Origin of the sequence: Pseudomonas cichorii, assembly GCF_015471405.1 — a bacterium.
Lineage (GTDB): Bacteria > Pseudomonadota > Gammaproteobacteria > Pseudomonadales > Pseudomonadaceae > Aquipseudomonas > Aquipseudomonas serbiensis.
Window position 1 is genome coordinate 165262 of the sequence record NZ_BLVZ01000007.1, and the last position, 18738, is coordinate 183999.

General features: G+C 53.9%; 19 protein-coding genes and 1 pseudogene. 16 read left to right on the forward strand and 4 right to left on the reverse strand.

Translation table 11 applies throughout. The annotated features are described in order from the left end of the window. Nucleotides 1–102 precede the first annotated feature (102 nt). From JL015_RS12660 to JL015_RS12680, 6 genes are all read left to right on the forward strand, one after another. On the forward strand, nucleotides 103–513 hold the full coding sequence (locus tag JL015_RS12660; RefSeq protein ID WP_201018682.1) for a hypothetical protein: 411 nt from the start codon (nucleotides 103–105) through the stop codon (nucleotides 511–513). A gap of 426 nt (nucleotides 514–939) precedes the next feature. Next, nucleotides 940–1485, forward strand: a complete 546-nt coding sequence (locus JL015_RS12665; protein WP_201018683.1) for a hypothetical protein — start codon at nucleotides 940–942, stop codon at nucleotides 1483–1485. A 337-nt stretch (nucleotides 1486–1822) separates the two neighbouring features. Continuing rightward, nucleotides 1823–2302, forward strand: a complete 480-nt coding sequence (locus tag JL015_RS12670; RefSeq protein WP_201018684.1) for a hypothetical protein — start codon at nucleotides 1823–1825, stop codon at nucleotides 2300–2302. A gap of 33 nt (nucleotides 2303–2335) precedes the next feature. Beyond that, the gene (locus tag JL015_RS27700) at nucleotides 2336–2605 is read left to right on the forward strand and encodes a hypothetical protein (protein ID WP_025261929.1); all 270 of its coding nucleotides are present in this window, start codon (nucleotides 2336–2338) and stop codon (nucleotides 2603–2605) included. A gap of 582 nt (nucleotides 2606–3187) precedes the next feature. Further along, entirely contained in the window at nucleotides 3188–3604 is a 417-nt protein-coding gene (locus tag JL015_RS12675) for a hypothetical protein (RefSeq protein ID WP_201018685.1), read from the forward strand. 221 nt (nucleotides 3605–3825) lie between these two features. Next, a complete protein-coding gene (locus JL015_RS12680; protein WP_201018686.1) occupies nucleotides 3826–4236 on the forward strand; it encodes a hypothetical protein in 411 nt (136 codons plus the stop codon). Between the two features lie 285 nt (nucleotides 4237–4521). Here JL015_RS12680 and JL015_RS12685 read toward each other — a convergent pair whose 3' ends face one another. Next, the gene (locus JL015_RS12685) at nucleotides 4522–5262 is read right to left on the reverse strand and encodes a DUF4198 domain-containing protein (protein WP_201018687.1); all 741 of its coding nucleotides are present in this window, start codon (nucleotides 5260–5262) and stop codon (nucleotides 4522–4524) included. Nucleotides 5263–5418: 156 nt separating this feature from the next. Between JL015_RS12685 and JL015_RS12690 the strand changes: the two genes are divergently transcribed. The 6 genes from JL015_RS12690 (at nucleotide 5419) to JL015_RS12715 (ending at nucleotide 12836) form a co-directional block, all read left to right on the forward strand. Beyond that, nucleotides 5419–7524, forward strand: coding sequence for a TonB-dependent receptor (locus JL015_RS12690; protein ID WP_201018688.1), 2106 nt, complete (start codon nucleotides 5419–5421; stop codon nucleotides 7522–7524). A gap of 316 nt (nucleotides 7525–7840) precedes the next feature. Further along, entirely contained in the window at nucleotides 7841–8401 is a 561-nt protein-coding gene (locus JL015_RS12695; RefSeq protein WP_201018689.1) for a hypothetical protein, read from the forward strand. Then, a complete protein-coding gene (locus JL015_RS12700) occupies nucleotides 8388–9593 on the forward strand; it encodes a DUF6421 family protein (RefSeq protein ID WP_201018690.1) in 1206 nt (401 codons plus the stop codon). The genes JL015_RS12695 and JL015_RS12700 overlap by 14 nt, the downstream gene beginning before the upstream one ends. Then, nucleotides 9590–10531 (forward strand): DMT family transporter, encoded by a 942-nt coding sequence (locus tag JL015_RS12705; protein WP_236124317.1) that lies wholly within the window; start codon nucleotides 9590–9592, stop codon nucleotides 10529–10531. Before JL015_RS12700 ends, JL015_RS12705 begins: the two co-directional genes overlap by 4 nt. 1 nt (nucleotide 10532) lies before the next feature. Next, nucleotides 10533–11783, forward strand: a complete 1251-nt coding sequence (locus JL015_RS12710; protein ID WP_201018691.1) for an ATP-grasp domain-containing protein — start codon at nucleotides 10533–10535, stop codon at nucleotides 11781–11783. 33 nt (nucleotides 11784–11816) lie between these two features. Further along, on the forward strand, nucleotides 11817–12836 hold the full coding sequence (locus JL015_RS12715; protein ID WP_201018692.1) for a branched-chain amino acid aminotransferase: 1020 nt from the start codon (nucleotides 11817–11819) through the stop codon (nucleotides 12834–12836). 54 nt (nucleotides 12837–12890) lie between these two features. Here JL015_RS12715 and JL015_RS12720 read toward each other — a convergent pair whose 3' ends face one another. Beyond that, nucleotides 12891–13373 (reverse strand): Lrp/AsnC family transcriptional regulator, encoded by a 483-nt coding sequence (locus tag JL015_RS12720; protein WP_201006420.1) that lies wholly within the window; start codon nucleotides 13371–13373, stop codon nucleotides 12891–12893. Nucleotides 13374–13536: 163 nt separating this feature from the next. On the opposite strand from JL015_RS12720, the gene JL015_RS12725 reads away from it, so the two are divergent. Next, nucleotides 13537–14577, forward strand: a complete 1041-nt coding sequence (locus JL015_RS12725) for a zinc-dependent alcohol dehydrogenase family protein (protein ID WP_201018693.1) — start codon at nucleotides 13537–13539, stop codon at nucleotides 14575–14577. 114 nt (nucleotides 14578–14691) lie between these two features. Here JL015_RS12725 and JL015_RS12730 read toward each other — a convergent pair. Then, a pseudogene (locus JL015_RS12730) lies at nucleotides 14692–15768 on the reverse strand (endonuclease/exonuclease/phosphatase family protein); the annotation flags it as partial. 87 nt (nucleotides 15769–15855) lie between these two features. Then, entirely contained in the window at nucleotides 15856–16518 is a 663-nt protein-coding gene (locus JL015_RS12735; protein WP_201018695.1) for a hypothetical protein, read from the reverse strand. A gap of 199 nt (nucleotides 16519–16717) precedes the next feature. Here JL015_RS12735 and JL015_RS12740 point away from each other — a divergent pair, with 199 nt between their 5' ends. The 3 genes from JL015_RS12740 to JL015_RS12750 all read left to right on the forward strand — a co-directional run bounded on the left by JL015_RS12740 (nucleotide 16718) and on the right by JL015_RS12750 (nucleotide 18633). Next, nucleotides 16718–17401 carry a DUF2076 domain-containing protein gene (locus tag JL015_RS12740; RefSeq protein ID WP_201018696.1) on the forward strand — a complete coding sequence of 228 codons (684 nt, stop codon included), beginning with the start codon at nucleotides 16718–16720 and terminating at the stop codon, nucleotides 17399–17401. Nucleotides 17402–17515: 114 nt separating this feature from the next. After that, nucleotides 17516–17992, forward strand: coding sequence for an NYN domain-containing protein (locus JL015_RS12745; RefSeq protein ID WP_201006415.1), 477 nt, complete (start codon nucleotides 17516–17518; stop codon nucleotides 17990–17992). A gap of 29 nt (nucleotides 17993–18021) precedes the next feature. After that, a complete protein-coding gene (locus JL015_RS12750; protein ID WP_201006452.1) occupies nucleotides 18022–18633 on the forward strand; it encodes a 3'-5' exonuclease in 612 nt (203 codons plus the stop codon). Nucleotides 18634–18738 lie beyond the last annotated feature (105 nt).

Here is an 18738-nt window from a genome sequence, read left to right on the forward strand (position 1 = left end):
GAGCGGAAAAGAATGCTATGACCTCCATCCAGGCCGTAGCATTCACACACTCCTGCGTTTGAGCGCGCTTTGTGGCTCTGAAGTACCTCTTCACAGGTAGGTATGGCGAAAATTATCCCATCAGATCGATTTTTCCCTAAATCTGTTGCCTGTAAAGAGTGCATGGAGGATGTGAAAGCACTCGGAGATGGAAATAGAAATGTTCGATCTCGTCAATTGCAAGGCAATAATATGAAAAATATCCAGATAATAGATGGCGCAAAAAATTGTGTTTACGATATCTTTTCAGCCACAGAGGAAGAGTTTGATAAAATATTTCCTCAGGGAACAAATATCGCTTTTATTGATGAGGTTTATTCGAGAAAAAGCGAGTCGGAACTTGATAGGGTGTTCAATAGTATATGGAGCCGCCCTGTGCGAAAATTACATGCGCAGGGGATTCATGGAATTGTTTTTATGAGTTGGATGAAAAGAAAGTTTACTATCCGAATAGAGTGGATGAGGATGCTGTAAATCCAGGTGGAAGTTGTTTGAGGTGATACTATTTTAGGCGGATGGTGTATTTTTAGTGCTAGTGCTAGGTTTCAGTGTTTTTAGTAAGTAGGCTCTCATCTTTATGAAGCTTATATGTAAGTGATATGTTGTCTTGTACCCACGATAGGAAATCAAATTTCTGAATCAGATCGATGCCCCACTTGAATTTCTACCTAACCAATTGGTCGGTTATCTGTCGCCTTCGCTCAAGACCTTCATTCGTCAATCAGATTGGTTTTTCCTGTTCACCTGATTACTGATGAAACGTATCGGCCCCATGCCCCACCTATCTTTCGGTAGCTGCAGCATGGAGCGGGCCGAAGCCTAGTGTTTCTACTAAGAAAGGAAGTAAAATTACTGTATCTGATGGCGGAGCAATTATTAATATTGATAAGTGAGTGAGTGATGGATATTTCTAAATGTATAGATTTGCATAGTTACTCATCTTCTAAGGGGTTTCTAGGGTATATTGATCATGCCGGGGATGATGCCAGGTCGGGAGCGGATTATGCGCTCGATATTTTTGAAAGTTTTCTTAGCTCGGTTGGGGGCGAGGTTGTCGTATTTACTACAATGGCTTTCAAGGGGAGTGGGAGTGAGCTAAAAAAAATCTATGGATATGAAGGTGCTGATTTTGAGAGTTTTATAGAGTCTGCATCTGGCTTCATTAGTGATGAATATGGTGAGTCATGCAGCTTTAGAGTCTTGCCATTGAAAAGCAATGACTTTAGACAGTCTGGTCTTGCTAGTGCTTGCTACATAATTATGGCGTTGGGCGGTGTGTGCGGTCATTTATTTATATTTTCAAAGGCTGCATCCGTAATTGTGTATCCACACGACGACACAGGGTTTGGTGTGATCTCTGTAGATGATGATAATCTATCTTCCTGTTTTTTTGATTTTTTCAACACGAGTTGTTTTAATATCCATTTAAAAAAGCAATCTCTTTGAAAGGATGTTGTTAGGCGTTAGGGGAGAGAAAACTACACGGAAGCTCTTTTCGCTTGGTGATGTGGGTAAAGTAAGTTTTTACCTGCATGCCTATAATTTGGGCATAGTCGCAGCCCCAAATCCAAGTGTCTTATTTTGAATAAGTGGGGTTGTTAAACGGCTGAATATTCTGGAGTGGTAGTCGAATAAAAAGTTTGTATAGGGTTGGTGTTTTTGTGTCGGGTGCAGCATCGGGCTTGTCGCTGAATTCAAGCTGGAAAGTGTGCTGGTGGTCATGAATCACCTAGGGTAAAAGGTACTGGTAGTTAAGCGTTCGGTTTAAGGTGCGGAGGTTTGTGTGGAGCATGTTGTAAGTGTTGTCCGAGGTATTACTCCCCATGCATATGACTCGCTGCCTAACGCAGTTGCTCTTTCTAGGGTGACGAAGGAGCGTAAAGAAAAATGTGATTTGATTGGGGGTGGTTTTGTAGTCGCTTATGAGTTAGGTGGTGATTCTTTAGTTTTAAGTTTTAATAATGGATGGCGTTTGGTTGTGTCTGCCGGAGATAATAGAGTTGATTGGGATGTTGTGCCTGTTAAACCGGCTATTAAAGAAGGTGGGCGGAAAGGGGTTGTCTATCGTCTACACCCCGATGGTGAAATAGTACTGTGGAAGCCGCGAATATTTCTGAACAAACTTTTGGGGAAACAAGCGGCAATATCGCCAAGTAATCAATACCTCTTCTTGTTTGTTCGGGATGAGGCTGATTATATTTTTGATTTTCTTATCAATGTTGATATTCCTGACGAAAGATTTCTATTCCTCTCCGAGGTGTAGGCTGAAAGAAAAGCTTTTTGTTTGGTGAAGAAAATGCATGATTGGACCCTACAGTCGATTCACGTTGATTGGGCTCGTGGAGTGGCAAAAATCGAACTTAAGGACTCGATGTCCATGGTTAGATTTATCGAGATCAACGAGCTAAAGAGTGTAACCATACCAAGAAGGAATCCTTGGGGTGAAAGTGTTTCAATTAACGAGGCAATTTACCTTGTTAATGAGGGAGGGGAGCATGCTCTAATTGTTGAAATGCAATCGGGAGATTACATAAAAGTGGAAGCTGGATTTATAAGTAAGTTATAGTTTTTATAAATTTTACAGAGAGGGATTTCTCTGGCACCGGCTTTTTGCCGGTGTTTCCTTCGCTATATGTCCTTTGCCACCGCCTCTAGATACTAGCTGTGAAGAGGACTGGAGGCAGATATTCCAAGTGGTGGAGTTGTATCAGGGGTCCCAGGGCGTGCAGGAGTCTTGGCAGGAGCTCAGTTAAATCCGGACGGGACAGTATGCGGTTGGGTCGGTCTCATGGGAGGTATTCCCGGTCCCAATTGGAGTACTCGCCCAGTGGAGTTGGATAAATGATAGTATATGTTTTCTCGTTTTTTGATTTTTTCAACACAAGTTGTTTTAATATCCATTTAAAAAGCAATCTCTTTAAAAGGATATTGTTAGACGTTAGAGGGGGGAGCTACACGGAAGCTCTTTTCGCTTGGTGATGTGGGTAAGGTAAGTTTTTATCTGCATATCCATAATGAGGGTAAGCCCAAAAGGGATTATGACCAGCCACATCAAGGCCATGAAACGCCGCACGTTCATGAGTGGGAAAACGGGGTTAGAGAGCATCCCGGTCGTAACTACTCACCGTTGCCATAAGAAGGAGCTGACATGAGCAGTTGGGAATTTTTGGTCGAGTCAACTATTGATAGCGTACACGTCAATGCATTGAACAAAGAAATAAGAATCAATGTTACGTGTGCATGCGAAGGCAAAGGTAGACAACAGATTATCGCAACTGGCGTCGATGATTTCGTTGTGAGTGAAATGCGAATTTCTAATATTATTGATCGAGTAAATAGATTTGATGGCGACGATCTTGATAGGAGCGATTCAGATACATCAAAGCGTCTATTTTTTCTGATGAGAGGTAAGGCTCCAAGTTTTTCTGAACTGGAATGGGACGTTCTACAGAAAAAATTATCTTATATTCGTGACGGTAAATTGAGCCTTTTGGAAATTGAGCCGGTTTATGGGGCGACGATAATAATTTTAGCCAAGAGTTTTAGCCTTGAGCTTATAGCTTAGGCTTCGGATGCGGCAAACAATCCAGCAGAGCCGGACGAGAATAACTTAGACAAGATCAAAGGAAACAAAGCCGAAGATGCTGCGGCTCAGGACGCCGGATATAACGATGCTCACGATGCAAATAAGGGGCGAGGTGATGGTTGAGTGAATATCTATAACGATAAGACAACGGGGCAAAATTGGATATGGGATGGTAAGAATGACTCAGGGGAATAACCGCTATGAGTTCATTGTCCGTTAGAGCGAAATCAGTTTCGTTGACATTCAGAGGCTTTGATCTCACTGCTGAGGAAGTAGTTGCTCTTGTAAGTGTGGTTGCATCAAGACTCGGAAATCGTGGTGAGCCAGTAAAGCCTGGTGTCAAAACGCTGTTAACTCGATCTTACGCAATTTTCTCGTTGGGCTTCTTAAATGACTACGAGTTATGCGAGATGTTCCCTGCGTTACTCACGCATCTTGGGGGCATCAATCATATTTTCCAGATACAAAGTCAGATCCAACCAGAGTTTTCCGAGATTCATTTTGACTTACCGGTTGCTGCGTCCGATGAGTCACAAGAAGGATATTTGTCGACGACTGTTATTGCAGATGTCTCTCAACTTAAGGCCAGCATCTCATTCGGCTTTTTCTAAAGCCGTAAAGCCTTGTAGCGCGGGTCATTTGACCCGCGCTGGACGAAACGTTACGGCTCCCCAGGTCGTAGCGTTCCGTCCACAGCCCTTCGCTTAAATGCAGCAGCGATATCCCCAATCCCCTGTTCACCGCAGATAGCGAAAGTGTCCCAGATCTGTCCTATGTAACCGCCTCACGGACCCCACCTTCAAAACCCTGCACTGAACCCCGATGCTGGTCTCCCGAACTCTTTCAGGAGCCAGCCCTCATGACGTCGTCCCTACGTTTGTAATTCCCTTGCTTTTTTAGTGCTGGTGGCTTTCACCAACAAAAGTCAGGGAGGTAAACAGGCTGCGTTCCGAGATGTCTTTTTCGTCAACTGCCGGCACCCTGGCTTGGGCGGCAATAATGTTCAGCCCGTTGTTCCGAATGACGATATTGGCACGCCCCTGCGCATCGGTCTTCGTGCTACTGGCATCCGACATTCCACGATAGTCATCGAGAAGGGCAATGTTGGCGGCTGGCTTGCCATCAATAGTCACTTCAACAGGTAGTGGGTTGCCAACACCTACCTCCGTCGGGTCTTTCAATGGGCGAATGACCATCGCTAGCTTCAAGTTATCGGGTATGCGGGCGTGCGGCTCCAGAATGGCCAAGCTGTATTTGTAGCTGTGGCTGGCACTTACCGCGCCCGGTACTTCCGCCATAGGAGCATTGACGGACTTCCCATCCTTGCCCTTGCTCCATATGCCGTTGTCGAGTGCGACGGTCACGACTGCCGGGCTTGCTATAGGCACCAAGCGAGCGTGATCGCCCAGTCGCTCAACGGTGACGGGCACCCCCTTACCGTTCTGATCGTAGGCCCATACGCCTTTGACCTTCTCCGGTGCGTAGGCTTCATCCTCTGCGCCATGCCCATAAACGACCTCAAGATGGCCATAGCGTGTTTCCGTCCAGATGCCATGGGCAAAGGCTGATCCAGTGCTTAGAGCGCCCATTGCTACAGCCAGTGAAAGTGCAAATCTCATAGGTCTTCCTGATGTCATGAGTGAAGCTTTTCAAACGCTAGGGAAGCCAAAACACGTCTGCTCAGACCTGTGCCCGCGCCTTGGTTTGAACACGTGTCCAAATCGCTATTTGTTATAGTATAACGCTCTAGTGATAGGATGTTACTACATAACATCTTTAAGGAAGATAGCTTCATGTACAGATCTGCACATCGCGCCAGGGTTGGGGTTTTTACAAGTGCAGCGCTGACTGGCATGTTCTCGTGTGTCTCGGTTGCGGTAGCGGAATCAGGGGCGGAGAGTGTCACTGAGCTGGATGCGATTGAAGTCGTAGGGGAAGGGAGCAGTTCCGGGCCGATCAAGCCGCTTACACGCAGTAAGGTGAGCAACGCACCGGAAAGCCTGCCGACGGCAGTGTCCACGATTACCCAGGAAGACATTCGCACGCTCAATGTCGACCGTGATATCTCCAACATCTATCGCCGTGTACCGGGCGTGGTGGCCAACAATATTGACCAGGGTGACACTGGCAATGGTTTTCGTATGCGCGGCTTCACCACCAATGGCACTCACGGTGCTGACGTGGCGGTCACTGTCGACGGCGTACCGCAGAACATTCCATCGAGCCAGGGTGGGGCCGGTCACGGTCCGGTTTTCCTGGAATGGCTGACGCCGCAGATGATCAAGCGTGTCGACGTTATCAAGGGGCCTGTATCAGCGCTGTCTGGCGATCAGAACCGCGCAGGCTCGGTGAACATCGAGACGCTTGATGGCGGTGATGTGGCTTCAAGCATCGGCATGGACATCGCCAGCTTTGATGGCCGCCGTGCGAACCTGGTGCTGGGTGGAGAGCATGACGGCCTTGAATCGCTGTTCATCGCAGACGCCTACAAGACCAACGGCTATCGAAAGGCCGCCGAGACCAACCGCGACAACTACTTCTGGAAGCTCTCCAAGGTCATCGGTGATGCCAAGTACTCTGCCCGTTTCAGCCACTATGAGTCGGACTTCAAGAACGACGGCTATCTGAACCTCCCTGCTCTCAAGGCGGGCACGATCAGCCGCCGCGACACTGATAATTTGTATGGCTTCGGCAGCGCCAACCGAAACACCTACGTTTTTAATCGGACACCCGCAGAAGGGGAAGAAGGCCTGTCTTACACTGCGTACTTTGAAGATTTCAAGCGCGTGCGCGGCATCTCCAATGGCACCAACACCCACAACTATGGCAAGGATGACCGCGATATCTACGGCGGCCGCGTCGCCTACAACTTCGTTTACAAAGACTCGGCGGCGCTGATGGTCGGTGCCGATGTGCGCCGCGACAAGGGAGACGCTTTCCGCCAGCAGTACCGTAACTTTGAACCGACGCAGAACTACTACTTTGACTTCGATCAGGATCTGATCACTTACGGCGTGTTCGCCCAAGGGCAGTACAAGCCGGTCGATTCGTTGAAATTGCTGGCTGGCATTCGCTACGACCGCTTTGATTACGACATCAAGAATCTGAAGTTCCGCGATGCTGATACCGGTTACAACAGTTCAGTCACTACGCCGAAGCTTGGCCTGGTGTGGACGCCGACCGAGCAGTTCGAGCTGTTCACCAACGCGGCTCAAGGCTTCCGATCACCAGCAGCGGAGTACATCAGTTCAGGAAGCAGCAGCGCACTGCCGCTGAGCGAGACTGGAGGCAGGATCAACAGCAGCGTTCGACCAAGCAAAGTCACGTCCTATGACATCGGCTTCACTGTGCGTCCTACCGAGCGCCTCTCCAGTACCACCGAGTTCTATTACATCCAGAACGACAGCGAAACGCTGCAAACCTCGCCCGGTGTCTTTGAACAGGTCAGCGACACCACGCGCAAGGGCGTGGAGACCAGTTTCAACTACCAGGTCACCTCTACAATCAGCACTTACGCCAGCTATGGCCGAATCATCGATGCATCGATCAACAATCCTTCACCTGGCACCGGCGAGCAGTTGGCAGTGCCTGAGCACACCTACAAGGCGGGCGTTCAGCACCGCGACACCTTCATGGCTGGACAACTGACGCTCAACGCTGATGCATATCACCTCGCCGGCATCCCTTATTACGTTGGCACCGAGAAAAAGGAAATGCCGCTCTATACCCGGTATGACCTCCGTGCATCCTACGACTATGATCAGTACCAATTCAGTGTTTACGGCACCTTTCAGCCCCATCGTTACGGCACTGAAGTCGCCTATGGCACAAGCACCGGACTAGTGATTGTTCCTCAACCCTCCACGACCTTGGGCGCGTCGGTCAGGTATTTCTTCTGATCATTCGATAGCAGCCAGGTGTCGGCTTTCGGGGCGGCTTCCAGGCTTTGTACGAGATGTATCTGCGCTCGGTGATGCTGCATTAAACAGGCACCTTCGCTCGAAAATATTTCGTACAGAGCCTGGCGCGACCTGTCCCTGCCTGCGCTCGTCGACAGCCTCTACAAGCGCGGGGAGTCGCTGGCGTTATTTTTGTATTACACGTTGCGTTAGGAAAAATCCTACAGTAAGTTGCCTGCCGAACAGCAGTCCCGGATGGGTTGCATAAATGGATTTTAGTTCGCTGTCTGGCGGACGCTTACAAGGAAGTCATAGCATGCCTACTGCTAGTAGTCCGACTATCTATACGCTTGGCCCCGAAGGTACCAACTGTGCAACAGCCGCTCAGTGGTGGCTTGATTCTCGCGGCGATAGCAAGGCATCAGGCGTTACAGCGCCGCGTATCGTTCTGCATGAAACCCTTGAGCAAGCCTTTGACGAGCTGGCGGAAAAGCAGGACGGTTACCTGCTGAGCTGCGCGGCTTATCCCGATTTGCATACCCTTATCTTTACCCGCCTGGGTGATATGGAGTTGTGCGACAGCTTTATCATGCCGACCCATTCCATGGTTCTGGCCAGCCGTACATCGCCCGATCAGATCAAGAGTGTAGCGACCCATCCTGCCCCGCAATCCCTGGTGGCCAGCCAGTACGACAAGGTTTTTGCCAACAGCAATGCCGATGCCGCAGTGCTCTGTAGCACGGGCAAGGCCGATGCCTGTGTCACGACGGTGGTGGCTGCTGATCGTCATGAGTTGAACGTCGTTCAGGATTTCGGCCAGGTGCCGATGGCATTTCTGGTTCATTCGCTGAAGCGAGCCGACCATGCACAAGGCTGATCCGTTCGCTGCAATCGTCAGCCTTGTCGATGAGATCCGTGCCCGCCAGGAACTGGACGGGAGTATCAAGGACCCAGGCCCGGCGGACTATGCCCGGATCAATGAGCTGACCGCCGAGCTGGATCGTCAGGCAAGTGTTATCGACGGGCTGTCTCCTGCGCTGCTGGCGGCGACTCTTGAGGATCTGGGGCGCTGGGTGCAGAGCGGGTTGCATCAGCGGCCCTTGTTCGACAAGACACTGGCCAGTTTCAAGACGCCTTTGCCCGGTGAAGCCTTGTTCTTTCTGGCGCCGATGCGGGCGACCAACGGGCCGGACCCTGAAGGCTTCCGGCTGGAGCTGGTCACCGGTTATCGAAGCGAAACCCCTTACCTTGCCGATGCCGCGCAGTACACGGAGCAATACATCGCGCCGTTTCAATGCATCAAGCTGGGGGCGGCGTCGAAGGGCTTTCTGCAAGGCAACTGCATTGTGTTGTTCCCCGAGTCGGTAGCGGCGCAAAGCAAGGTCGATAAACAGGCGTTTGCCTTGTTCTTCTTCAGCAAGTTTTTCCATATCTACAACGATCAGACGGTCGTTGAAGCGGACCGCTTGTTTGGGCGCGACAGCCAGTTTCTGTTCGGTCAATTGAGCAGCCGCCAGATGTCCGAGGCGGACACGTATGACGCCCGTTGTCTGTGGGGTTATTACCACGACTACGCGCACCATACCGGGCCGCGTCCATTGGACAGGAATCTGTATATCAAGCTGAACTGGTTTACCGGCCTTCTGGAAGAAACCAAGTGCGACCTGATTACGGTGCGCCTGGTGCAGCAGCATCGCCCTGACTTCTGGCAGGAGATCGCCGAGTTCATTCTGCTGGAGCGTATGTTCCGTTACCCGAAAGGCTCGGAGCAGCACATGACGTTCGATGCCGGGACAGGGATTCTACTGTTCGAGATCCTGATGAATGCCAAGGCGTTGGTCGAGGATGAGTCCGGTCGTCTCAAGTTCGATGCCGAGCGTCTTGGCGAGCAGATATCGACGGTGATTGCCGATATCGAAGCCTTGGAGCGTCTGGACGACGAAGCCTATCTGGCTGGCGCCAGAGATTATGTCCACAAGCACTTGGGCGCTCCGCAGAGTCCACAGGCACGCTTCAATTTCCCGACTTCGCACTATGCGCGCCGGGTGCTTGAGGAGTTGCCTCGTTGAGTGCCTTGAAAGGGCGGCTGCTGCTATTCACCTTTGCCATTCTGGCGCTGTTTTCGGTCAGTTGGCTGTTGTCCAAGAACCTGATTGGCAGCATTCCGGTAATGCATGCCGTCGGGCTCCGGCTGTGGGCGACGACGGCTGCCCTGTGGCTGATCGTGGCATTTCGTGAGCGGGCGGCACTGGCCTCTATCCCGTTGCGATCAAGGATGCCAGGGTTTTTCATACTGTCGGTCCTGGGTTTCTCCCTGTATTTCGCCTGTAGCTTCGGCGCCTTGAAAACACTGAAGGCCAGCGATCTGACCATGGTCCTTGCGACCATTCCGGGCATTACCTATCTGCTGGGTTTCCTGTCTCGCAGTCTGGGTTTTTCATGGTTGAAGCTCAGTGGCGTGTTGATCGTCAGTGCGGCTGCACTGGCGTTCAATGCAAGCGGCAATGAAGGCGGCGCGGTCAGTGCGGCAGGTATCGCCCTGGCGTTGGTGGCGGCGTTTTCCTATGCCGTCTATGGCCTGCTGTCCAAGCGTTATCTCAAGGATTTACCTCTGCTCACCTCGCTGGCCTGGGTCACCTTGATCTCTGCCGCAACCTTCGCGCCGCTGTTCATTCTTGATCCGGCGCCCTTGTTGCGGCTGAGCCTTGAGGATGTTCTCAAGGTGCTGATTCTGGGGGCTGCGTGTTCGGCTCCGGTGTATGTGCTGTACCAGAAGGTTCTGGCCGAAGGCGGCGTGCTGTACGCCAACGCCATAGGCCTGCTTGCTCCTTTCGCAGTGGTCGCGGGTGAGTGGTTGATCGGCTCCGGCGCGTCGTTGGGTGCAGTGAAAGTCATTGCGATGATTGCGGCTGTCGTCGGGATCACCCTGTTATTTGTCGATGCATCGGGTGTCTCGGGATGGCAATTGAAGCGCCGCTCCCACGATTCCCGGTTAGTGAGGAAATGAAATGAAAAAGCTGGCGTTGGTTTGCCATCGCAGTGCCAAGTTGTCGTTTGTATTTGAAGCTGCACAAGCGGCGGGTATTGAGCTGGTACTGATTTACGACACGACCGAGAGCGCACCAGCCCGGTTGCCAGCGGTCACGTCGACCTGGCAACTGCCGGTTTTCGATGAGCCGCAGGTGGCTCTGGAGGCCTTTGCGGCCGGAGTCGAGGAGCGCGGGATCGGCGGGGTCATGACCCTTCGCGAAGAGGCGATCATCTGGACGGCTCTGGCGGCGAAAAAAATCGGCACTCCTGGCATCGAGCCTGAAGTCGCGGCGCTGGCACGCAACAAGTACCTGATGCGTCAGGCGTTCGCCGATGCTGGCTTGAGATCACCGGGGTTCCGTTACATCGACAATCCTGAAGACCTTTCGCAAGTCCATGCTCTGGGCCTGCCTCTGGTGATCAAGCCGCTTTCCGGCTGGTCGAGCACCGGTGTGATGCTGGCCAGGACCGCAGAAGAACTCCCCGGTCTTATCAAGGCCGTATGGAATGTTCAGAGCAATGACCTGGCGCGTTTCTACGATCAGGACAAGGCTGTGGGCCTGGTGGTCGAGCAGTATCTGCCCGGTAAAGAGTTCGTGGTGGAGTGCTTTGTCGATATCGAAGGCGTGCATGTCCTGGCAGTCGGCGACAAGGGACAGCCCGAAGGTCCCTGGTTTGAAGAAACAATCTATCGTCAGCGCCGGGATATCGATGATCCGTTGATCGTGGCCTTGTGTGAGGCGGCGCGTGAAGGCGTGAAGGCCTTGGGCATTACCATGGGCGCAGCGCACGTGGAGCTTCGCCTGGATGCCGGGCTGCAACCGTATGTGATTGAAATCGGTGCCCGTATCGGTGGCTCGGGTGTGTCGCATTTTGTGGTGGAGCAGAGCACTGGCGTCTCGTTCGCAAAGTTGTGCATGACTGCTGCCCTTGGCTTGCCGACTCCAGCGTTGCCCGATGTACTTCCTGCTGCCCGAGTGGCTGCGAACTACATCATTCCTTTGCGCGGCGATGGCCGTTTCAGTGGCTTCTCGGGGCTGGACAAGGTCGAGCAGCATCCTGAAACCGCACGAGTCGTGACCTTCTTCGAGGCGGGGCATGTGTCGCCACCGCCTCCGGCATTTGGCGGGTATCCGGGCTTCATCTTCTCGGTGCATGCCTCGGACGAAGCGGCCAATGCCTATCACCAATGGCTCGATGACGCACTGAGCATCATCTGGAACCAATAAATACCGCGCGTAACAGTCATCAGGAATCGTGACATGGAACATCCGCAACTGGATTGGAATAACCTGGGTTTCAGCTACAGAAAAACCGACTTTCGCTACATTTCGCACTGGCGTGATGGTGAGTGGCAGGAAGGTTATCTGACCGAAGACAACCACCTGCATATCAGCGAAGGCTCGACTGCGCTGCATTATGGCCAGCAGTGTTTCGAGGGGATGAAGGCCTACCGTTGCAAGGACGGCTCCATCAACCTGTTTCGCCCCGATCAGAATGCTGCGCGCATGCAACGCAGTTGCTCGCGTCTGCTGATGCCGACGGTATCGACTGAGCAGTTCATCGATGCGTGCAAGCAGGTGATCAAAGCCAACGAAAAGTTTCTGCCTCCTTACGGGACAGGCAGTTCGTTGTATCTGCGGCCTTTCGTGATCGGCGTCGGTGACAATATCGGTGTGCGTAGCGCGCCGGAATTCATCTTCTGCGTGTTCTGTATTCCGGTCGGTGCGCTGTTCAAGGGCGTATTGCAGCCCAGCAACTTCGTCATCTCGGACTATGACCGAGCAGCCCCCAATGGCACCGGCGCCGCCAAGGTGGGAGGCAACTATGCCGCCAGCCTGTTGCCCGGCACAGAAGCGCGGGCAGCCAGTTTTGCCGACTGCATCTATCTCGATCCGCTGACCCATAAAAAGATCGAGGAAGTCGGTTCGGCCAACTTCTTTGCCATCACTTACGACAATACCTTTGTGACGCCTCGTTCTCCTTCGGTACTGCCTGGCATCACCCGCGCCTCGTTGATCGAGCTGGCTCAGAGCCGCTTGGGGCTGAATGCGGTGGAAGAGGATGTCTACATCGATAACCTGGGCGACTACAAGGAAGCAGGCGCTTGTGGAACAGCAGCGGTTATCACACCGATTGGCGGTATCCACTACAAGGATCGGTTGCATGTGTTCCATAGCGAACATGAAGCCGGCCCTCTTACCCAGCGTTTGTACAACGAACTGACGGGTATCCAGAACGGCGATATCGAAGCGCCCGCAGGCTGGATCGAAAAGGTCTAGAGCACAGGTTGTGTGAGGCGGCTTGCCGCCTCGCATTCCAGTTGGGTCAGGCCTCTAAATACTCAACAACTCAGTCACCGGCAGTCGATTGGTGGTCTTCATCTCGCGCAGTGAAAGGTTCGAGCGAATGCTCGATACGCCTGGAAGTTTTCTCAGGACTTTTTCAACAAACCGGCTGTAGCTGTCCAGGTCTTTTGCAACGACTTGAAGTAGAAAGTCCGCTTCGCCGGTTGTGTTGTGGCAACTGAGCACTTGCGGTGCCGATTCAATGATCTTTTCAAACCTGGCTGTAGCTTCCTCGCTATGGTCCGTGCAGGAAATCTGCACGAATGCCATCACCCCAAGCCCCAGTTTCTTGCGGTTCAGGATTGCTTGATAGCCCTCGATCACTCCGTCTTCTTCAAGGCGTTTCTGCTTTCGCCAGCAAGAGGCTTCGCTGAGGGAAAGTTGCTCCGCCAGTTTGACATTCGACAGCCTGCCGTTGCGCTGCAGTCGATCCGAGATTGCAATATCTACCTTGTCCAGCTGTTCAATCATGGCGGAATCTTTCATTTTGAATATTTAAATGAAAGTTAATTTCAATTTTTGGTCGGCGTCAATTGCAGCTTGAAAGGTAATTTCACCGGGTTCATTCATACTGGAGGCGCGATTCAGTCGGTGTTTTTTCGTTGTCGTGCCTGTCCCAGCAGAGGTGTTTTTCATGAAAGCTGTAGTCTACGAAGCCTTTTCCCAGCCGCCGCGTCTCATGACCGTCGAAGACCCGACTCCAGAGCGTCATGGCGTTGTCATTCAGGTAATGGGGACTGGCGTCTGCCGCAGCGATTGGCACGGCTGGAAGGGGCATGATCCGGACATTCAACTGCCGCATGTTCCGGGGCATGAACTGGCCGGGGTCGTGGCGGAGGTGGGCAAGGACGTCACTAAATGGAAGGTCGGTGATCGTGTGACCGTGCCGTTCGTGGGCGGTTGTGGTGCCTGCCCGGAGTGCAACAGCGGTAACCAGCAAGTCTGTCACACCCAGTTTCAGCCAGGTTTCACTCACTGGGGTTCCTTCGCTGAATACGTCGGCATCCACAAGGCGGACCTGAATCTGGTCGCACTGCCTGAAAGCATGGACTTCGCGACTGCCGCCAGCCTGGGCTGCCGTTTTGTCACCTCGTTCCGTGCGGTCGTTGATCAGGGCAAGGTCGCGGCGGGGCATTGGGTTGCGGTACACGGCTGTGGGGGTGTTGGCCTGTCAGCCGTCATGATTGCTCAAGCCATCGGGGCCAACGTTATCGCCATCGATATCTCGGACGACAAACTTGAACTGGCCCGCTCGCTCGGTGCTGTTGCGACAGTGAATGCCAACCGCGTTGCGGATGTCAGCGAAGCGGTTCTGGAAATCACCAAGGGCGGCGCCCATGTTTCGCTGGATGCATTGGGCCATCCGACCACCTGTTTCAACTCCATCAATAACCTGCGCCGTCGGGGCAGGCACGTCCAGGTTGGCCTGATGCTCGCTGACCATGCGAAGCCGGCGATTCCGATGAGCAAGGTCATCGCGTATGAACTGGAAATCTACGGCAGCCACGGAATGCAGGCACACCGTTATGACGCCATGATCGAAATGATCTCCTCTGGCAAATTGGCACCTGAGAAGCTCGTCGGCAAAACCATCAGCCTGGAACAGTCCATCGACGCACTTGTGAACATGGATCGGTTCGAGACGACAGGTGTAACTGTCATAACCGAGTTTTAATCCATGGAGCGCTGACAACGGAGCCGCTTGCGTTTGTTACCGGTCGCCTTGCTCGACATCTCGCTCAACCTGGCGCTCGGGCACAATCTCGAAAGCCGTAGGCTTCTCCTCCTGAACCGGCAACAGAAAGCGCCCGATGAGCGGCAAGTGGTTTGAAATGAGCAGCGTGTCATCCCGGCGAACCCGGGCATCGATGCGCTTCAGGCTCGGGCTGTAGAACAGGTAATCAAGGGTTCTGTCCGGCCCGCTCACCCGTGTGTCGTTGGGGAAGTGGGTCAGCCACTTGCTGCGCTCAATACCGCTGGCTTCAGTATTGGCGGGAATCATCGGGTACTTTTCCCAAAGCTCATGCAGTTCGCTGTCTGCGTTATAGCTGGCTTGCTGTTCTGCTGGCAGGCGTTGGTACTGGCCCAGCGGCAACAGGTTGAAGTCGCCGCCGATCAGCCAGGGCGTGCCGCTGCTCTCAAGTGAGTCCAATAGCTTGCCGGTGACCTGCACCTGACGTTGTAGTGCCTCGTCGCCTCTGTTCGGCGCACTCAAGTGGGTGTTGATGACCGCGAGCTGTCCGCCATCGCGCAAGGGCAGGTAGCTCACCAGCAAGGCGGGTCGCGGTTTGAACTGACGGCGGATGATATTGGCTTCAGGCAGCGGCAATTGCAGCCGCTCGGCGTGATCGATGCGATAGCGGCTCAGGGTCGCCAGTTTCATGCCGACACTGCCCCGGATGTGCAGGTCCGGCACGAAGTCTGCCTTCCAGTAGAACGCCTCTGTGCTGCATGGGTACAGATCGGTCACCCGCTCCTGAAGCAGGGCCAGCTGGTTCTGGTAGTCGGCATTCTTGGCGCCGTCGCTGACTTCCTGCAGCAGGACGATATCCGGTTGTTCGTCACGGATGACCCGCGCCACTTCATCGAGGTTGTAGGCGATATCTTCGTGGGTCGGGCGTTCGTCTTCGCCGCTTCCATCTGCCATGTCATACCAGAACACATAGCGTTTTCCCGCCAGGTACTGAATGTTCCAGGTCATGACTTTCAGCGCTTGCCCCGGCACCAGCGGTGGTGCCTGGGAGGTACAGATGGCCGTGACGGGTTCCCGGTCTTCCGGGCGCCAGGTCAGGCTATGGATCATTGCCAGCACAAGGCCGGTCAGGGCCAGGGCAATGAGTGTCAGACGCAAGAGGAAACGGGGCATCGGCTCGACTTGGAGCGCATGGCGCTCAGTGACGGGTTAGCGAACGAGCATAGCCGAGCCGCCAGTCCTTGGCAGCCGTTTCGTGGCTCAGGCCTTGTCCGCAGGCTCGCTGACCAGCATGAACAGACGAAACATCACGATGGTGGTGAACAGTTGCAGGAAGCTGCCAAGGCTGTCGAGCACCAGTGACACCGCAGGGCTCTGGGGTTCCGGGAACAGGTAAAGCCCCAGGCCTTCCAGCAGCGACAGGGGGATATAGACACACAACACACAGAGCAGGATGCGCATGAAGTGGCCGGTGGTCATCAGCATGCTTTCGCGCATGGCCATGAATGGCGTCAGTTTGCGTAACACCAGCAGGTATTCGCAGAACGCCAGTTTGACCATCACCCAGATGCCGGGGATTGCGAACAGCGACAGCCCGAACAGAATCAGCAGGGTGCTGAGTGCCGACAGCACCGCGAAGGTCGGCCACAGGCGCAGGGCCATGGCCAGCAGGTCACGTACCAGAGGCGTCTCGCCCCGTGTGCGGGCATCGAGAAACAGGATCAGCGCGCCAGTGTAGAGCGGATAGAACAGCAGGCCGATCAGCAGTTCATAGGCGAAAGTGGTGTTGGCGCCCAGTGCGTTGCCCAGTGCTTGTTTGGCAAGCGCTTCAAGTACCACCAGTGGCAGGCACAGCATCAGGATGCTTCCCAGGTTTCGCCTGAAAAAGTAGAGCGAGTCCTGGATAACGTTCAGCGGGTTCATGTGGGTAGGTCACAGGCAAAAAGCAGGTCGACACTTTAGCCCATGCCTTTTGTCGAACCAAGGGCGGCAATGACCGGGGCAGGGCTTTCTTAACTTTTTGTTCATCCGGTTGAACAGCGCTTGCCCAGCCCCATTACTTGAGTGAAGTCCATTCATTCGGCTGGACGAAGATTTTTAACGGCAATCCAGCGAGGTCGCCATGAACACCCAAGAGCAAACCCTGATCGACGAACTTTTCTCTAAGCTGAAAAGTGCTGAAACAGTCTCGGTAGCCCGGGACGCGGGGGCTGAAGCGCGGATCAAGGAGCATCTCACCCGCCAGCCTGCCGCTGCGTATTACATGGCGCAGGCGATTCTGGTTCAGGAAGCAGCCGTCAACCAGTTGAATCTTCAGCTCAAGCAGCGTGACGAGCAGATCCAGCAGCTTCAGGCCGAACTCCAGCAGGCCAGGGGCCAGGCAGCATCAGCGCCGGCCAGTGGCGGTTTTCTGTCGAGTATCTTTGGTGGTAGCGCATCGCGTGCTCCACAGCCCCAGCCTGCACAGGCTTCTGGCGGTGGTTGGCGTGATGGCGCGGGCTTCAATCCGCCACCTGCTCAGCCCGGCAACTATGCTGCACCACCTGCTGCGCCCAAAGGCAGCGGCTTTCTGGGTGGCGCTCTGCAAACCGCAGCCGGTGTGGCGGGCGGTGTGATGCTGGCGCAAGGCATCAGCAGCCTGTTCGGCCATCACAGCCAACCTGAGGAAATTGTCGAGGTCATCCACGACCAGCCCGTGCAAAGCAATGACTCGGACAATTGGGGTCAGCAGGATTCGCAATATATGGCTGATGACAGCTACGGCGACGGTGGCGATATGTTTTCGGACGATGATTCGTTCGTCTGAGCCGGATAGCGCGGATTCATTCGCTCCTGCGCGGCAGGAGCGAATCCCGCAGGCTCTCTCATGGCATACTGCTGCACCGGCTGACGAATCTTGTCTGCGTCATGAGGAATTGCGGTGAAGAAGATCGCGGTGTTCGCTGATGTACAGAACCTCTATTACACCGTGCGTCAGGCGCATGGTTGTCATTTCAATTACGCCGCGTTGTGGGCGGATATCAGCAAGCGCGGGCAAATAGTCCAGGCGTTTGCGTACGCCATCGATCGTGGTGACAGCAAGCAGCAGCAATTCCAGCAGATCCTTCGCAACCTGGGGTTCACCGTCAAACTCAAACCGTACATCCAGCGCAGCGATGGCTCGGCCAAGGGCGACTGGGACGTTGGGATCACCATCGATATCATGGACGTCGCGCCGCAGGTGGATGAAGTGGTGCTGGCGTCGGGTGACGGAGATTTCGATCTGTTGCTTGAACGCATCATCGACAAGCATGGCGTCGAAGCCGTGGCCTACGGAGTTCCGGGGTTGACGGCCAATTCGCTGATTCGTGCCGCCAGTCGCTATGTGCCGATCGAAGGCGCGTTGCTGCTCAAGTGATGATTATTTTTTAAGGATTGCACCCCGTGTTGGAACGTATCGCTGTCATTGACTTTGAAACCACCGGTATTTCTCCTGGCCATAGCTGTCGGGCCACCGAGATTGCCGTGGTCATCATGGAGCAGGGGCGTATTGTCGATCGCTATCAGAGCCTGATGAACGCCGGGGTGCGTATTCCAGCCTTTATCGAAGGCCTGACCGGTATCAGCAACAGCATGATCCGCACGGCACCCTCGGCCGAGCGGGTCATGAACGATGTCTGTGATTTTGTCGGTGCAACGCCTCTGGTGGCGCACAATGCTTCGTTCGACCAGAAGTTCTGGGATTACGAACTGTCACGTATCCAGCGTACCCGCGAGCAAAGCTTTGCCTGTTCGATGTTGCTGGCGCGCCGCCTGATGCCGGGAGCTCCGAATCACAAGCTCGGCACTCTCACGAGCTATGCCCGCCTGCCCAACACCGGCAAGGCTCACAGGGCCATGGCCGATGCCGAGATGGCCGCCAACCTGACGGCTTACCTGACCAACGAACTGCGTCAGACCCACGGTATCGCCGGGGTTTCCCACCAGTTGCTGTGCTCGCTGCAAAAAGTCCCAGCCGCAAAAATCAGTGAAGCGCTCAAGCGTCAGCGTGGGTTTTAGATTTCCGTTGCTGCTTCTTGTCTGTCGATCGTTATCGGTACGCGCAAGCTAACCTGAGAGGGCCGGACAGGGTAAACTGCGCGCCTTGCAGTGAATTCCCCAACG

What these genes read in the sequence shown, in the direction of transcription:
- JL015_RS12660 (WP_201018682.1), top strand. Translation starts at nt 103, where the DNA reads ATGGCGAAAATTATCCCATCAGATCGATTTTTCCCTAAATCTGTTGCC.
- JL015_RS12665 (WP_201018683.1), top strand. Translation starts at nt 940, where the DNA reads ATGGATATTTCTAAATGTATAGATTTGCATAGTTACTCATCTTCTAAG.
- JL015_RS27700 (WP_025261929.1), top strand. Translation starts at nt 2,336, where the DNA reads ATGCATGATTGGACCCTACAGTCGATTCACGTTGATTGGGCTCGTGGA.
- JL015_RS12675 (WP_201018685.1), top strand. Translation starts at nt 3,188, where the DNA reads ATGAGCAGTTGGGAATTTTTGGTCGAGTCAACTATTGATAGCGTACAC.
- JL015_RS12680 (WP_201018686.1), top strand. Translation starts at nt 3,826, where the DNA reads ATGAGTTCATTGTCCGTTAGAGCGAAATCAGTTTCGTTGACATTCAGA.
- JL015_RS12685 (WP_201018687.1), bottom strand. Translation starts at nt 5,262, where the DNA reads ATGACATCAGGAAGACCTATGAGATTTGCACTTTCACTGGCTGTAGCA.
- JL015_RS12690 (WP_201018688.1), top strand. Translation starts at nt 5,419, where the DNA reads ATGTACAGATCTGCACATCGCGCCAGGGTTGGGGTTTTTACAAGTGCA.
- JL015_RS12695 (WP_201018689.1), top strand. Translation starts at nt 7,841, where the DNA reads ATGCCTACTGCTAGTAGTCCGACTATCTATACGCTTGGCCCCGAAGGT.
- JL015_RS12700 (WP_201018690.1), top strand. Translation starts at nt 8,388, where the DNA reads ATGCACAAGGCTGATCCGTTCGCTGCAATCGTCAGCCTTGTCGATGAG.
- JL015_RS12710 (WP_201018691.1), top strand. Translation starts at nt 10,533, where the DNA reads ATGAAAAAGCTGGCGTTGGTTTGCCATCGCAGTGCCAAGTTGTCGTTT.
- JL015_RS12715 (WP_201018692.1), top strand. Translation starts at nt 11,817, where the DNA reads ATGGAACATCCGCAACTGGATTGGAATAACCTGGGTTTCAGCTACAGA.
- JL015_RS12720 (WP_201006420.1), bottom strand. Translation starts at nt 13,373, where the DNA reads ATGATTGAACAGCTGGACAAGGTAGATATTGCAATCTCGGATCGACTG.
- JL015_RS12725 (WP_201018693.1), top strand. Translation starts at nt 13,537, where the DNA reads ATGAAAGCTGTAGTCTACGAAGCCTTTTCCCAGCCGCCGCGTCTCATG.
- JL015_RS12735 (WP_201018695.1), bottom strand. Translation starts at nt 16,518, where the DNA reads ATGAACCCGCTGAACGTTATCCAGGACTCGCTCTACTTTTTCAGGCGA.
- JL015_RS12740 (WP_201018696.1), top strand. Translation starts at nt 16,718, where the DNA reads ATGAACACCCAAGAGCAAACCCTGATCGACGAACTTTTCTCTAAGCTG.